The organism is Allostigmatella hybrida (assembly GCF_020103775.1).
GTDB lineage: Bacteria > Myxococcota > Myxococcia > Myxococcales > Myxococcaceae > Hyalangium > Hyalangium aurantiaca.
Genome location: NZ_JAHXBH010000033.1, coordinates 14347 through 27696 on the forward strand (window position 1 = coordinate 14347; position 13350 = coordinate 27696).

The 13350-nt window shown below is 69.4% G+C and carries 13 protein-coding genes; 9 read left to right on the plus strand and 4 right to left on the minus strand.

Going from position 1 to position 13350, the window contains the following annotated elements:
* Window positions 1-34: 34 nt before the first annotated feature.
* Both KY661_RS32120 and KY661_RS32125 read right to left on the minus strand, forming a co-directional pair.
* On the minus strand, window positions 35-1162 hold the full coding sequence (locus tag KY661_RS32120; protein ID WP_225413833.1) for an alpha-lytic protease prodomain-containing protein: 1128 nt from the start codon (window positions 1160-1162) through the stop codon (window positions 35-37).
* 91 nt (window positions 1163-1253) lie between these two features.
* Complete coding sequence (locus KY661_RS32125; RefSeq protein WP_225413834.1) at window positions 1254-2198, minus strand: LysR family transcriptional regulator; 945 nt, start codon at window positions 2196-2198, stop codon at window positions 1254-1256.
* A gap of 88 nt (window positions 2199-2286) precedes the next feature.
* Between KY661_RS32125 and KY661_RS32130 the strand changes: the two genes are divergently transcribed.
* Window positions 2287-3177 carry an NmrA family NAD(P)-binding protein gene (locus tag KY661_RS32130; protein ID WP_225413835.1) on the plus strand — a complete coding sequence of 297 codons (891 nt, stop codon included), beginning with the start codon at window positions 2287-2289 and terminating at the stop codon, window positions 3175-3177.
* A gap of 74 nt (window positions 3178-3251) precedes the next feature.
* Window positions 3252-4250: a tRNA dihydrouridine(20/20a) synthase DusA gene (gene dusA, locus KY661_RS32135; protein WP_225413836.1), complete on the plus strand. Its 999-nt coding sequence runs from the start codon at window positions 3252-3254 to the stop codon at window positions 4248-4250.
* Between the two features lie 81 nt (window positions 4251-4331).
* On the opposite strand, the gene ygfZ is transcribed toward dusA, so the two are convergent.
* The gene (ygfZ, locus tag KY661_RS32140) at window positions 4332-5399 is read right to left on the minus strand and encodes a CAF17-like 4Fe-4S cluster assembly/insertion protein YgfZ (protein ID WP_225413837.1); all 1068 of its coding nucleotides are present in this window, start codon (window positions 5397-5399) and stop codon (window positions 4332-4334) included.
* A 38-nt stretch (window positions 5400-5437) separates the two neighbouring features.
* Between ygfZ and KY661_RS32145 the strand changes: the two genes are divergently transcribed.
* Genes KY661_RS32145 through KY661_RS32155 form a run of 3 tightly spaced genes read left to right on the plus strand, consistent with a single transcriptional unit; the run spans window position 5438 to window position 7469 of the window.
* Entirely contained in the window at window positions 5438-5764 is a 327-nt protein-coding gene (locus KY661_RS32145; protein WP_225413838.1) for a cupin domain-containing protein, read from the plus strand.
* On the plus strand, window positions 5761-7086 hold the full coding sequence (locus KY661_RS32150; RefSeq protein WP_225413839.1) for a vitamin K epoxide reductase/DsbA family protein: 1326 nt from the start codon (window positions 5761-5763) through the stop codon (window positions 7084-7086). Before KY661_RS32145 ends, KY661_RS32150 begins: the two co-directional genes overlap by 4 nt.
* Entirely contained in the window at window positions 7086-7469 is a 384-nt protein-coding gene (locus KY661_RS32155) for a translation initiation factor (protein ID WP_075010987.1), read from the plus strand. Before KY661_RS32150 ends, KY661_RS32155 begins: the two co-directional genes overlap by 1 nt.
* A 206-nt stretch (window positions 7470-7675) precedes the next feature.
* Here KY661_RS32155 and KY661_RS32160 read toward each other — a convergent pair whose 3' ends face one another.
* Window positions 7676-8521 carry a dimethylarginine dimethylaminohydrolase family protein gene (locus tag KY661_RS32160; RefSeq protein ID WP_225413840.1) on the minus strand — a complete coding sequence of 282 codons (846 nt, stop codon included), beginning with the start codon at window positions 8519-8521 and terminating at the stop codon, window positions 7676-7678.
* 195 nt (window positions 8522-8716) lie between these two features.
* Between KY661_RS32160 and KY661_RS32165 the strand changes: the two genes are divergently transcribed.
* From KY661_RS32165 to KY661_RS32180, 4 genes are all read left to right on the plus strand, one after another.
* On the plus strand, window positions 8717-9658 hold the full coding sequence (locus KY661_RS32165) for an iron-containing redox enzyme family protein (protein ID WP_225413841.1): 942 nt from the start codon (window positions 8717-8719) through the stop codon (window positions 9656-9658).
* 110 nt (window positions 9659-9768) lie between these two features.
* A complete protein-coding gene (locus tag KY661_RS32170) occupies window positions 9769-10206 on the plus strand; it encodes a DUF3574 domain-containing protein (RefSeq protein WP_225413842.1) in 438 nt (145 codons plus the stop codon).
* Between the two features lie 146 nt (window positions 10207-10352).
* A complete protein-coding gene (locus tag KY661_RS32175; RefSeq protein ID WP_225413843.1) occupies window positions 10353-11783 on the plus strand; it encodes a hypothetical protein in 1431 nt (476 codons plus the stop codon).
* Window positions 11750-13039, plus strand: coding sequence for a PQQ-like beta-propeller repeat protein (locus tag KY661_RS32180; RefSeq protein WP_225413844.1), 1290 nt, complete (start codon window positions 11750-11752; stop codon window positions 13037-13039). The genes KY661_RS32175 and KY661_RS32180 overlap by 34 nt, the downstream gene beginning before the upstream one ends.
* Window positions 13040-13350: the final 311 nt, after the last annotated feature.

Sequence of the window (13350 nt, forward strand, 5' to 3'; positions counted from 1 at the left end):
CGGTCCGCGGCGTGGAGGGGGGCCCGCTCGCCGGTTACGGGGTGCTGCCCGTCTTGAGCGTGAGGCCGTAGGCGGCCAGGACGGCGTTGACCGGCTGGAAGTAGGTGGTGCCCCCGCTCGTGCAGTTGCCCGAGCCTCCCGACGTCATGCCCTGGGCCTGGCTGCCGGAGAGCCAGGGCCCGCCGGAGTCACCCGGCTCGCTGCAAACGTTTGTCCGGGTGAGGCCGGTGACCGCCCCCTCGGCGTAGTTCACCGTCACGTTGCGCGCCTGGATCGTTCCACACATCCAGCCCGTGGTGTTCCCATGCCGGCAGACCGAGGCGCCCACCGCCGCGGCCGTGGAGCCGGTGACCACCGTGTTGCCACCACTGCCGTTGCGCACCCACGGCTGCGGCGTCCAGGAGGCGTTGGTCTTCACCCAGGCGTAGTCGCGGCCGGGAAAGACCGAAGCCTGGACGACTCCCATGACGACGCCGTTGTAGCCGGTGACGGTGGTCCCCGCGGGGGCGCAGTGGCCCGCGGTGACGAAGCCTCCCTGGACGGAGAAGCCCACCGTGCACCGGGCGCTGCCGGCGAAGAACGGGTCCCCTCCGCGCACGTCGTACACGGGGCGGGGCGCCTCGGAGGAGGGGACGACCCGGATCGCTCCGTCCGCAGTCCCCTGGCTCCGGGCGAGGAAGGCCTGGGCGCGCGGAAGGTGGGCGTCCTTGGCCAGCACCACCACGCTGTTGGTGGGCACGTCCACGTACCAGGCATGGAGGGACGGGGGGGCTTCCCGCGCGTGGGTGTTCAGTTCCTCCATCACCCGCTCCAGCTGTGCCTGGCTCCGGGCTACGCGCCGGGGCTCGGCGCCCGCGCGGCGGACGAGTGCCTCCCCGGCCTCGGAGGTGACACCGACGAGGAGCTGGGTGCCTTGCGCATCGAGCCAGGCTCCCGCGAAGTCCTCGCCCAGCGCGTCCCGCAGCGCCGGCTCGAGCGCCTGGGCCCGCGCCTCGAGCGCCAGGCGGCGCAGGGTGGACTCCTCGGTCAAGCCTTGCCCCGCCGTCACGCCCTGCGCGGGCTCGGGCGGCAGCGGCTCGGCGGTGGCGGCCAGGCCCTGGAGCGCGGTCCAACCGGCCAGCAGGGAGGTGGCGAGAGACGGCAGGGGAGTCTTGCGTTGCATGGGCTGTGCTCCTGGGAGAGGAGAGAAACGTGGGGGACCCAAGGATCGCACATCTGTCCCGGAATTCGGGACATGAACATCCGTTTCCGGCTCACCGCAGCGGGGCGGTGGCCCGCATGAGGGCATCGCGCAGCCAGCGGTGCGCCGGGTCGTCCTCGTAGCGCTCGTGCCAGAGCTGCACGGTGTTGAAGGTGGGCAGGGGCAGGGGCGGCTTGAGCACCTGGAGGGGCCAGGCCTGGGCGAAGCCCTCCACCATGCGGCGGGGGGCCGTCAGCACCAGGTCCGAGCGGGTGATGACCAGCGGCGCGGTGAGGAAGAAGGGCAGGCGCAGAGCGATGCGCCGCGAGAGCCCCTGCTTCGCGAGCGCCTGGTCCACGATGCCCTCGCCCTCGCCCCGGGGGCTGATGAGCACGTGGGGCAGACGCAGGTATTGCGCCAGCTCCAGCCGGCGGTTCACCTCCGGGTGGTCCTTGCGGACGAGGCAGGCGAACTCCTCCTGGAACAGCTTCTGCTGGCGCAGGGCGGGCGCCGGGGCGGGGAAGGCCTGGATGATGAGGTCCACCGCGCCGCTCTCCAGCAGCTCGGGCGTCCGGCGCTCGTCGATGAGGCGCAGGTCCAGGTCCACCTTCGGCGCCTCCTCGCGCAGCAGTGCCAGCAGCGGAGGCAGGAGGATGGAGGCGAAGTAGTCGCTGGTGGCCAGGGTGAAGCGGTGCACGGCGGTGGAGGGCTCGAAGAGGGGCTCGTCGTGCAGGGCCCGCTGCAGCTCCAGCAACCCCCGGCGGATGGGCACGGCGAGCTGCTGCGCGCGCGGGGTGAGCACCATGCCGCCCCGGCCCCGGATGAGCAGCGCATCGCCGAACACCTCCCGGAGCTGCCGCAGCGCATGGCTCAGCGCCGACTGGGTGAGCCCCAGCCGGGCCGCTGCCTTCGTCACGCTCGCCTCGGTCAGCAGCGCATCCAGGGCCACCAGGAGGTTCAGGTTGACGCGGGACAGGTCCACGGGGGCGGAGGAGGCGGGAACATGAATGCGGCTCATGGGCTTATGAATAGCATGCAGTGGCTTCATCTCCGGCGGGAGCGCATCTTGAGTCCCGTTGCTGCCTCGCAACCCCACGGAGAACGCCATGAGCATCGTCATCAACACCCCCAATGGTTCCATCGGCCGCGGCCTCGCGGAGAAGCTGCTGGCGGCCGGCAAGGCCCTCACCGTCATCAGCCGCAGCCCGGACAAGGTGGCGGAGCTGGCGAAGCGGGGCGCGCGCGTCATCGAGGGCTCCATCGACGAGCCGGCGGTGCTGGAGCGCGCCCTGGCCGGCGCGGAGGCGCTGTTCTGGCTCACGCCCCCCGCCACGCGGCCGGACTACCACGCCTGGGCGGTTCAGGCCGCGCGGGCCGCGGCCCAGGCCGCGAAGGCCCACGGCGTGAAGCGCGTCGTCGTCCTGTCCAGCGTGGGCGCCCAGACGGGCCGTGGCACCGGCCCCGTGGGGGTGATGAAGGAGGTGGAGGCGGCGTTCCTGGCCGCCGGCCCCCACGTCACCGTGCTGCGCCCGGGCTTCTTCATGGAGAACCTGCTGCGCAGCGTGGACTCCATCGCCCAGGCGGGCGCCATCTTCCAGCCGTTCCCTGCGGACCGGCGCGTGCCCATGGTGGCCACCGCGGACATCGCCGCGAAGGCGGCCGAGGTGTTCCTGGACACGGCGTGGACGGGCCACCGCTACCTGGGCGTGCACGGCCCCGCGGACCTGTCGCACCGCGAGGTGGCGGACATCCTCTCGCGGGAGCTGGGCAAGCCGGTGCAGTACACCGAAGTGACGCTGGAGCAGGCCCGGCAGGCGATGCTCGGGGCGGGCATGCCGTCCTTCCTGGTGGAGCTCTACCTGGAGATGTACAGCGCCATCCCCGAGGGGCGCATGGACGCGGCCGAGCCCCGCACGGCGGAGACCACCACCCCGACGACGCTGGCGCACTTCGCCCAGGACGTGCTCCGCCCCCAGCTGGCGGCTTCCGCCCGCTAGCCTGGGGTCCGTCCCGGCACGCGGCCACCCGGAAGGGGTGGGCGGCGCGGGGAAAGCAGGGTAGATGCACAGGGGTGATGCTGTCCTATCCCATGCCCCTGTGTGTGGCGCCGATGATGGACTGGACGGACCGGCACTGCCGGTTCTTCCACCGCCAGCTCAGCCGGCGCACCCTGCTCTACACGGAGATGCTCACCACGGGCGCTGTCATCCATGGGGACCGGGACCGGCTCCTGGGGTTCGACGTGGCCGAGCACCCCGTGGCCCTCCAGCTCGGAGGCTCCGAGCCCGCGGCCCTGGCCGAGGCGGCGCGCATCGGCGAGGCGTGGGGCTATGACGAAATCAACCTCAACGTCGGCTGCCCGAGCGACCGGGTGCAGTCGGGCCGCTTCGGCGCGTGCCTCATGGCCGAGCCCGAGCTGGTGGCCCGGCTGGTGGGCGCCATGCGCGAGGCGGTGCGCATCCCCGTGACGGTCAAGTCGCGCATCGCGATTGACGACATGGAGGAGTGGCCCACGCTGGAGCGCTTCGTGCGGCTCGTCTCCGCGCAGGGCTGCTCGCGCTTCATCGTGCACGCGCGCAAGGCGTGGCTGCAGGGCCTGAGCCCCAAGGAGAACCGGGACGTTCCGCCGCTGCGCTACGAGCTGGTGTACCGGCTCAAGCAGGAGCTCCCCGCGCTCGACATCAGCATCAACGGCGGCATCAAGACGCTGGAGGCCGCGGCCGGGCACCTGCGGCACGTGGACGGGGTGATGATTGGCCGGGCCGCGTACGAGAACCCGTACCTCCTGGCCGAGGCCGACCAGCGGCTCTTCGGCGGCACGGAGGCGCCCCGGGACCGCCACGAGGTGGTGGAAGGCATGCTGCCCTACATGGAAGCGCGGCGGAGCCAGGGCGCGCCGCTCAACGCCATCACCCGGCATATGCTCGGGCTCTTCCAGGGGCTGCCGGGGGCCCGGGCCTGGCGCCGGCACCTGAGCGAGAACATCCACAAGCCGGGCGCGGGGCCGGAGGTGGTTCAGGCCGCGCTCGCCCTGGTGCCCCGCGTCTCCCCCGCCGGGGTGGCGGCCTGAGGCTCAACCCCTTGCCCCGCATATAATGATGCGGGGGGGCTCCAGGATGAAGGCCTCTGTGGGTAAAGGCGGTTGCCTTCCCTACGTCCGGAAGGGCAGGGGAGCCACCTTCACGGTGGGGCCCTCGGCGAGCGTCAGCTCCGTGCCCGGATCCAGGTGGTCCCGGTGGACGTAGCCCAGCGCGACGCGCTGGCCCTGGGCCGGGGAGTGCACCACGCTGGTGAGCCAGCCCACCTTCTTCTCGCCCTTGCGCAGCTCCGTGCCGGGCACGGCCTCGGCCTCGCCGAGCAGCAGGCCGGTGAGCTTGCGGTTCATGTGGCCGCGGAAGGTGGCGCGGGCAATCACCTCCTGCCCGATGTAGCAGCCCTTGTTGTACGAGATGGCGCTCGTGAGGTTCGCCTCCAGGGGAATGGTGGTGTCCACCATGTCCTGCCCGTAGCGCGGCACCCCCGCCTCCACCCGCAGCAGCTCCAGCGCCCCGAAGCCCAGGGGCTTCAGCCCGTGCGGCCCGCCCGCCGCCACGAGTGCACCCCAGACGCGCTCCAGCGCCTCGCGGGGCACCCACAGGTCCACCCCGTGCGGCTCGAAGGCCGGAGGGCTCAGCACCCCCACCGGCGCCCCGGCCAGCGTCACCCTCCGGCTCTGCGAGGCCCCGAGCGGCTCGAAGGGGGCTCCCAGGGCCGCGGCCAGCACCTCGGGCGTCCGGGGGCCCAGCAGCCGCAGGAGCGCCAGCTCCCCGGTGGCCTCGTGCAGCTCGGCATCCTCGGAGATGAGGTATTTGTCCAGGAACTCCCGGACCTTGGCGCCCGTGCCGGGCTCCAGGTCCATCAGCAGGTCGGCCTCCCGCTTGAGCAGGCGGGCATCGGCCACCATGGCCCCCTTGGCGGTGATGAGGGCCGCATAGGCCACAGCGCCCACGGCGAGCCCCTTCACCTCCTGGGTCACCATGCCGTGCAGGAAGCTCGCGCGGTCTTCCCCCGTTATCCGGAGCGTCTCGCGGTAGGAGGCGTCGTGGAGGGCCACGGCCTCTCGTGCCGCTCGATACTCGGCCTCCGAGTCTCCATAATCGGCCACCGCTTCCCGGCCGCCAAGATTCGAGAAGTGGGCGCCTGCTTGCTCGTGAAGAAAATGCAGAGACAGCGGTTCCATGTCCGTCGCTATATAGACGCCCAGGAGCGAATGCCACGATGGATGTGAAGCACCTGTCCGCCTTCCAAGCCTTCTCCGCGGAGAAGCTCCAGAAGCACAACGTCTTCCAGTCCGGGCGCTTCTTCCTGGACGTGTACTGCGTCGCGCCCGGGCAGGCGCAGAAGCCCCACCAGCACGCCCTGTCCGACAAGGTGTACCTCGTCCTCGAAGGCCGCTGCCGCTTCCGGCTCGGCACCGAGGAGGAGACCCATGGCGCGGGTGCCACCGTGTTCGCCCCCGCGGGCGTGGAGCACGGCGTGGCCAACGACGGGCCGGACAACGCCCGTCTCCTCGTTCTGATGACCCCCCCTCCGGAGCATGCATGAGCCAGAAGGCCTCCTCGCCCTCTCCCGTCCCCGCCCGTGGCGCCCAGGTGCTCCTGGGCCTGGGCATCGCCGAGAGCGCGCTCTCCCTCTTCCAGTGGTCCCAGCTGCTCACGCTGCGTGGGGGCGGCGCCACCGTGTGTGGCGTCTCCGAGCACGTCAACTGTGAGACCGTGTGGAACTCGCCCTTCGCCAGCCAGGTGCACGCGCTGACGGGCATTCCCGTGGCGGGCCTCGGCCTGCTGTGGGGCATCGTCGCCACGGCGCTCGCGGGCCTGTACCTGGCCTGGCGCGGCGGGGGCCACAGCGTGCGCCCCGCCGTCAACGGCCTGCGGCTGACGGCGCTGGCGGGCGTGGCGGCCACGGCGCTCTTCGCCGGCGTGAGCGCGGGCACGGGCGTGCTGTGCCCCACGTGCCTGGGCACCTATGCGCTGGTGATGGCCTTCGCGGCGGTGGCCTGGCGCGGCCTGCCGGGCCCCGTGGTGCCGCAAGGCGGCGAGTGGGGCCGCACCCTGACGTGGACGGTGGGCTTCACCGTGGCGGGCTTCCTCGCGCTGCTCATTCCAGGCAGCGCCACCCCGAAGGCCTCCTCGGGCGAGACGGCGCTGCCCCAGGTGAGCGCCGAGCCCGGCTCGGTGGAGCAGTACCTCAAGGGGCTCTCCGGGCGGGAGCAGCAGATGGTGTCCGATGCCCTGGCGCAGTACCGCCGGGACACGCCGCAGCCGGCCCTGGCCCCCGCGCGCCGCCGCTTCGGCCCCGCGGACGCGCCGGTGAAGGTGGTGGAGTGGACCGACAGCAAGTGCCCGCACTGCAAGATCCTGGTGGAGTCCGTGGCGGACCTGAAGCGGCGCGTGCCCGAGGGGAAGTTCTCCCTGGAGGCGCGGCAGTACCCGCTGGACGGGGCGTGCAACCCAGCCATCCCGCCGCAGTACAGCGATGGCTCGGGCACGCGGTGCCTCGCCGCCAAGGCGCAGATCTGCCTGGAGGGGGCCTCGGACTACTGGTCGCTGCGCGAGAAGCTCTTCGCCAACCAGGCGGCGCTCACCGGCCCGAAGGTGATGGAGATCGCCTCCTCCGGCACGGTGCCGCGCTCGCAGCTCGAGGCGTGCGTGAACAGCCCCGAGACGGTGGCCCGGCTCCGCGAGGACGTCTCCTACGCGAAGCAGCACGACATCCACGGCACGCCGCTCATGGTCGTCAACGGCCGCGAGGTGCCGCCCAGCGTGCCCTTCCTCTACGCGCTGGTGATGGCCGGCGGTGACACGAGCGCGCCCGCGTGGAACGTGCTGCCGCCCCCCAACCCGCCGCAGGCCCACGCGCACTGATGGGCAAGAAAGACCGCAAGCCCGAGCCCGCCGCCCCCGCCGCGCCGTTCCACAACCCGTTCGCGGCGCTCGCGGGCCAGCGCGAGGCGCTGCCTTCGGGCCCGGCGCCCCAGGCGGCCCCGCCGAAGCCCGAGGCCCGCAAGGGGCCCGCGAAGGCCGTGGTGCGCATGGAGCGCAAGGGGCGCGGTGGCAAGGAAGTGACGGTGGTGGAGCAGCTGGGCCTGCCCCCCGCGGAGCGCGAGGCGTGGCTCAAGGCGCTCAAGGGTTCGCTGGGCTGCGGGGGCGCGGTGGAGGAGGACGTCCTCGTGCTGCAAGGTGACCACCGGGAGCGGCTGCCCGCGCTGCTGGAGGCGCGAGGCGTGCGCCGCGTCGTGGTGGGCTGAGCGCCCGGACGCCAAATGGGCGCCCGGGGCAGGGGTCAACCCTGTCCCGGACCACCCTGTGACACACCCACGCAGCGCCAGGAGCTGGAGAAAAGGAGAGAAAACTCCAGCGCCCGAGCAGAACGAAGGGTGCCAGGGCGGGGCCTGGAGGGACATTGCCCCCAGGGACAAAGCCCGGGGTGTCCACTCAACACTCCCGGGCCCGGCTACTGGAGAAACCCGGACGGACCCTGACCGGAGTCCGGCGAGGGATCCGGGCGCATCCGCGAGGCGGGCCGCGGCCGTGCGTCGCTCACCGCCGGACCGGCCGGGTGGAGCTGGGAGACGAGGCACGCCGCGCTTCCCCCGGCGAGGTGGAACTGGTCCAGGGGCAGCTCCACCGGACAGCGGCCCTGGGCGCGCAGCAGCGTCTGCACCCAGGCGGTGCGCGCGCCCACGAACACCGTGGCGCCCACCTCCACCAGGTTGAGGCCGAAGCCGAGCGCCTCCTCGCGCGGAACGCTCAGCACCTGGCGGATGCCCTCGGTGCGCTCCAGGGTGCGCAGCGCCGCGGGCGTGAAGGCATCGGGGCACACCAGCGCGGTGCCGTCCGACAGCACGTGCAGCGCGGTGTCCAGGTGGTAGAGGTGTGGATCCTTCAGCTCCAGCGGCGTCACCGGCGCATCGAGGAAGATCTCCAGCATCACCGCCGCGCGCCGGGAGGAGCGCTGGCCATAGCCCAGGAGCGCGCCCCGGCCGCCGGGCAGCATCGCGAGATCTCCCCCCTCGAAGGCCACGGGCGGGGGGCTGAAGATGTCGAAGCCGAGCCGGTCCAGCACGCGCGCCCGGGCCTGTTGCTCCTGCTGGCGCTGGTGGAAGACGGGGGAGGCCAGCAGGGCACGCTTCTGGCCGTGCTTCTCCAGGAGCAGGGCGTTGTCCTTGGCGAAGACGCAGTCATAGGCCCCGTGCACGAAGGGCAGCTCCAGCAACTGGGCCCCCGCGGCGCGCAGGGCGCGGCGGAAGAGCCGGTGCTGGGCGTGGGCGCGGCGCCAGTTGACGGCGCCGACCTTCATGTGCGGGTTGATGGTCCACGCCACCTGATAGGCGCAATCAGAGGTGCGCAGGCCGCAACGCGTCTCTTCACAGCAAAGCTCGCTGACCAGGAATGTGGGGGGCACAGGTTGTCGGGTCCGGAAGGCCATCACCATTTTCCCTCTGTCCAAGGACGGCATCAGGCCGTCCCGGGTTGTCTGGGAAGGATGTGCACCATGTGGGAGCAGCGAGAGGCTGGGTGGGAGGTCAAGGCAGGAGCTGGCACCCGCCTCGAAGGGCAGGCAAGGGAGCTGGACTCTGGCCTGCTCCACCGGCTCCTGTTGCGCTTCAACCGGGGCCGGTTGAGCCCGTCCTTTCCGCATGAGGACTGGGAAGCGGATGTCATGCGGGAGGCCCGCTTGCGGTGCCTGGAAGGGGCCTTCGTGGAGGCCGAGCGCGAGGCCATCGCCGGGTGGGCCGCGGAAGCGCCGGAGGATCCGGATGCGTTCGTGGCCTGGTTCGAGGACTTGAAACAGACGGGGCCGGGGCAGGGGGATCCGCTCTTCGCGTGGCTCGCCCAGGAGGCGCCGCTGGAAGCGTTCCGCTGGTTCCTCACGCAGGAGGTGGCGGGCGAGGCGGGCTTCGATGATCTCGTGGCGATGACGCAGGTGAAGCTGCCCACGCGGGCGAAGCTGGAGCTGGCGCGCAACTACTGGGACGAGATGGGGCGGGGCCGCGAGGACGCGATGCACGGGCCGATGCTGGAGGGGCTCGCCCAGGCGTTGGACCTGCACCCCACGGACGAGGACACGGTGTGGGAGGCGCACGCGCTGGCGAACCTGCTGGTGGCCTTCGCGGCGAACCGCCGCTACACGTACCACTCGGTGGGTGCGCTCGGGGCGGTGGAGCTGACGGCCCCGGGCCGCGCGCTGTGCGTGAACGAGGGGCTCCAGCGGCTCGGGTTCGGCATGCCGGTGCGGCGCTACTACGCGCTGCACTCCACGCTGGACGTGAAGCACTCGGAGGCGTGGAACAAGGAGGTGCTCCGGCCGCTGGTGGCGGCGGACCCGCGCGTGGCGCGCCCCATCGCCGAGGGCGCGCTGATGCGCCTTCAGGCAGGGGCCCGCTGCTTCGAGCGCTACCGCCAGGAGCTGGGGCTCACGCCGAAGGGGGACTGAGCGCGGGGGGCACCCGCGAGGAGAGGGTACCGCACGCCTGTTTTCTGAGCTTGCCTGGCCGGTAGGCTGGCATGCGGTGGTCGTCCTCTTTGCCGAAGGTGCTCTCCTCCATGCGTCCTGTGCCCCGTCCCGTCTACGCCCTCTCGAAGCGCTCCCTGGGAGTCCTGCTGGTGCTGGGCCTGTCCCTGTTCGCGTGTGGAGACGAGGCGGCGGCGTGCGACGTGGGCTCGGCGATGCAACTCACGGAGCTGTTCTTCGGCAGGGACCGGGTGAACGCGGCGCCCGTGAGCGAGGCGGAGTGGCAGGGGTTCGTGGACACCTCCATCACCCCGCGCTTCCAGGATGGGCTGACGATGTTCGACGCCAACGGCCAATACCTCATGGAGGACGGCACGCTGGTCCGGGAGAACAGCAAGGTCATCATCCTGCTGCACGACGGCGGCGCGGCCAGCTCCCGGGACATCGACACCATCCGCAAGGAGTACAAGCAGCAGTTCTCCCAGGAGTCCGTGTTGCGCATTGACTCCTCCGCGTGCGTGTCCTTCTAACTGCGGAAGCTGCGTGTCCTGCGTTCTGGGGCATGCAGGCTGCATGGCCACCATATTCTCACAGAGTAAGAAGAGGGCTCAGCACCTGTCCCTGGTTGATGTCCATCGAAGCTTGTATGTTCCGGCGCCAGGGGGAGGAGTGAAGGATGACCACGTTCGAGTGCCGCAGTTGCAAAAGCCAGTTTCAAAATGAGACGCCGGTTTGCCCTTCGGGTTCGACGCACATCGTGACGTTGCTCAAGGCGGCCCAGCCGCACAGCTTCCCATCGCAGAATCGCCTCACATCAAACACGCTGACGCTGGATCCAGAGGGGACCGCTGGACAGGGGGAACTGCCTGACGGCTCTCCAATCTCTGCAGGGTACTGGACGGAGAGTGACCGTGAACGTTGTACCCAACGCTGGCAGGCCGCCTGCCTTTATAACTTGAAGGCCAATAATTTCGGCCGGTATACCCGTATTATCGAGCGCCGGGATTTCTATCGGTGGTTTTACAAATACACGGTCGATAAGGGTTTCACAACGCGATGGGCTCTTGCTGCCTCCATCGTTGCAACGGGAGCGTATGAGGTCGCCATCATGAACCCAGGCATTGAGGACTTGGGCCGCATGGCGGATACCGTCAGCAACGACCTTCAGGGGATGATGCGTGAGGGCAATCAGGTCATCTTCGACAACGTCTTTCCTAAACTCCGGAAGCTCTTGATGAATACCCTCAAGGGCAAATCCGCCCTTCAGTGGGATATGCTCACCCTTGCCGAGGAGCAGACGCTGATTCAGCCGCTTTACCAGGGAGTCGCTCAGGAGACGCGCGTCCAACTTAACCGGATTGCCCGCTTGCAGGGGCTGCCCGGAGCGATCGCGTCCGTATCATCCAGTGCCGTCGTGGAAGACGACCCTCCCTATGTCCGAGGGGGACGCGTTCCTGCCTTTGCAGGCTCCGCCATGACGTCCATCGGCGAGCGTTGGCACTATGGAATGCTTTTGGGCAACCGTTTCACTCCTGGGGGAACAGGCTACAATCCTGCGGCCGACAAACGCCCCATGGCCTCGGTCGGGTACTTGAATGGCACGGAACTCGCTCAGGTGCGCATCCGTCCCAACCTCCACCGCCTTGATGCCGCGCTCGATGGGGGCGCTTTGGGCGCAGCGTGGCTCACAAAAGAAGTAGAGGCTCTTTTACGGAAGCTCACCCCCTTCGAACAAGCCGAATTGCTTCGGGATCAGAGGCCCGAGGGAGGGCGGTATTCCCTGCGCTGCCGCATCATTCCTCGCCGTACCATGCTGTCGGTGCTGGCCACATGGCATAGCAACCTCGAAGCGCAGATGCGTTTTCTGAGCAGATTTATCGGTGGGGAGAACAACGGTCCATGGATAGACATGAAATACCAGGACATTGCCCCCATCATTCGCCCCTTTGGCCAGATACAGAAGGACCGGCTTCATACCCCGGAATGGCAGCGCATCTTCACGCTCGTCTGTGACGACAGGAGCATGGCCGAGGCGGTCCGGGATTTGGGCTTGCCGGAGCCGCTCCGGACACGGTGGCTCAACGGCGAAAAGCGCTTCTTTCATTGAACCGGATGACGCCTGAAGTCAAACCCCGCAGGAGATTTGGAGCGTGGGCAGGATGGACTGCCTTCGTGCTGCTTCTTCTAGGGGCGCCCCTTGTCCTACTGTACCTGAAAGGCGCTTTCCTGTTGCTGCGGAGCGGGCGCGAGGACATGGATTGGGCTCGAAAAGCCGAGCAGGACAACAGCACGGGACATGAATGGGCCGAAGGGGTTGTCGCGACGGGGAGTGGTTTCGCCGTGGCCGGCCATACCAATTCGAGGCAACCCGGAGTCAATCAGGCCTGGGTGCTTCAGTTCGGTCACGCTCCGCCTTCGCTCTGGGAGCGGACGTATGGAGGACCGCAGGGGGCTGGAACCCTGGGCCGTGCCATCGCCTCTATGACGGGAGGCGGACTCATCATCGCCGGGGAGGAGGAAGTCGGGGAGAATCGATTTCGCGGCTGGCTGCTGGCGCTCTCCCCCGAAGGGAATGTCCTCTGGGAGCGGACACCGGGCCATGAGGGCGTGAATGGGTTCAACGCCGTGTCGGTGCTTGAGGATGGTTCCATTGTCGCCGGAGGAGACCAGGACGGAGGGGGCTGGGTGGTCCGGATGAGTTCACGGGGAGAACGGTTGTGGGACGTGAGGCTCCCACAGCTTGAGCACATCACTGCCCTGGTCTCACTTCCAGCTCAGCGTGTCGCCGTCCTGGGAACAGCGGAGACTTCAACCACCGGCTTGGGAATTTCACGGCTGGTCGTGCTGGAGTCCGATGGTTGGGCCAGCTGGGAGAAGCGGCTGCCTGCAGAGGGCCAAGGAGAGCTGGCTGCGCTGGCCCTGCTGCCGGATGGAGGACTTGCCGCTGCTGGCCGCCTGAGCCGCCCGGATTCCGAAGACGAGAGCCTCTGGGTGGTCCGCATGGATTCACAAGGAGAGCCACTCTGGGAACATGCCCCGGAGGGGCCTCGGGTCGAGGCGGGCTGTGCCATCGCCGTCTTGCCCGATGGAGGCATCGCCGTGGCGGGCTTCTCCTGGAAGGAACCGCTGGAGACCCGGGAGGCCAAGGTCTGGCGCTTTGCGGCGGATGGGCGCTTGCTCTGGCAACAAACTTATGGAAGTGCGGAAGACGGCGCAGGCACGGGCATTGCCCGCCTGACGGACGAGAGCCTCGTGGTCGTGGGCTCGGCGTTCTCCAAGGGACCCGGCAAGACGGACCTGTGGGTCTTTGGGGTGTCTCCAGGCGGGCAGCTCCTCTGGGAAGAGACATTCGGTGCCCCTTGATGCAGGGGGCGCCCTGGGTTGGGACCTGAAGCACTCAGGGGTGTGGAACAAGGAGGTGCTCCGGCCGTTATGCGCCTGATGGCGGGAGCCCGGTGCTTCGAGCGCCACCGCCAGGAACTGGGGCTCACGCCGAAGGGGGACTGAGCGCGGTGGAGCACGCAGCAGTTCTCCCAGGAATCCGTGCTGCGGGTGGACTCCCCGCGTGCGTGTCTTTCTGACGCTTCGCGCCAGCCCCGCGCGTGTCAGAAATGCGTATTCTTAATAATCAAGTATTACGGACTTAGGGGGTTTCTTGATACGAGCCGGGGACC

Excerpts from the sequence above, each read along its gene's own strand:
- KY661_RS32120 (WP_225413833.1), bottom strand. The coding sequence starts at position 1,162 with ATGCAACGCAAGACTCCCCTGCCGTCTCTCGCCACCTCCCTGCTGGCC.
- KY661_RS32125 (WP_225413834.1), bottom strand. The coding sequence starts at position 2,198 with ATGAGCCGCATTCATGTTCCCGCCTCCTCCGCCCCCGTGGACCTGTCC.
- KY661_RS32130 (WP_225413835.1), top strand. The coding sequence starts at position 2,287 with ATGAGCATCGTCATCAACACCCCCAATGGTTCCATCGGCCGCGGCCTC.
- ygfZ (WP_225413837.1), bottom strand. The coding sequence starts at position 5,399 with ATGGAACCGCTGTCTCTGCATTTTCTTCACGAGCAAGCAGGCGCCCAC.
- KY661_RS32145 (WP_225413838.1), top strand. The coding sequence starts at position 5,438 with ATGGATGTGAAGCACCTGTCCGCCTTCCAAGCCTTCTCCGCGGAGAAG.
- KY661_RS32150 (WP_225413839.1), top strand. The coding sequence starts at position 5,761 with ATGAGCCAGAAGGCCTCCTCGCCCTCTCCCGTCCCCGCCCGTGGCGCC.
- KY661_RS32155 (WP_075010987.1), top strand. The coding sequence starts at position 7,086 with ATGGGCAAGAAAGACCGCAAGCCCGAGCCCGCCGCCCCCGCCGCGCCG.
- KY661_RS32160 (WP_225413840.1), bottom strand. The coding sequence starts at position 8,521 with ATGAAGGTCGGCGCCGTCAACTGGCGCCGCGCCCACGCCCAGCACCGG.
- KY661_RS32165 (WP_225413841.1), top strand. The coding sequence starts at position 8,717 with ATGTGGGAGCAGCGAGAGGCTGGGTGGGAGGTCAAGGCAGGAGCTGGC.
- KY661_RS32170 (WP_225413842.1), top strand. The coding sequence starts at position 9,769 with ATGCGTCCTGTGCCCCGTCCCGTCTACGCCCTCTCGAAGCGCTCCCTG.
- KY661_RS32175 (WP_225413843.1), top strand. The coding sequence starts at position 10,353 with ATGACCACGTTCGAGTGCCGCAGTTGCAAAAGCCAGTTTCAAAATGAG.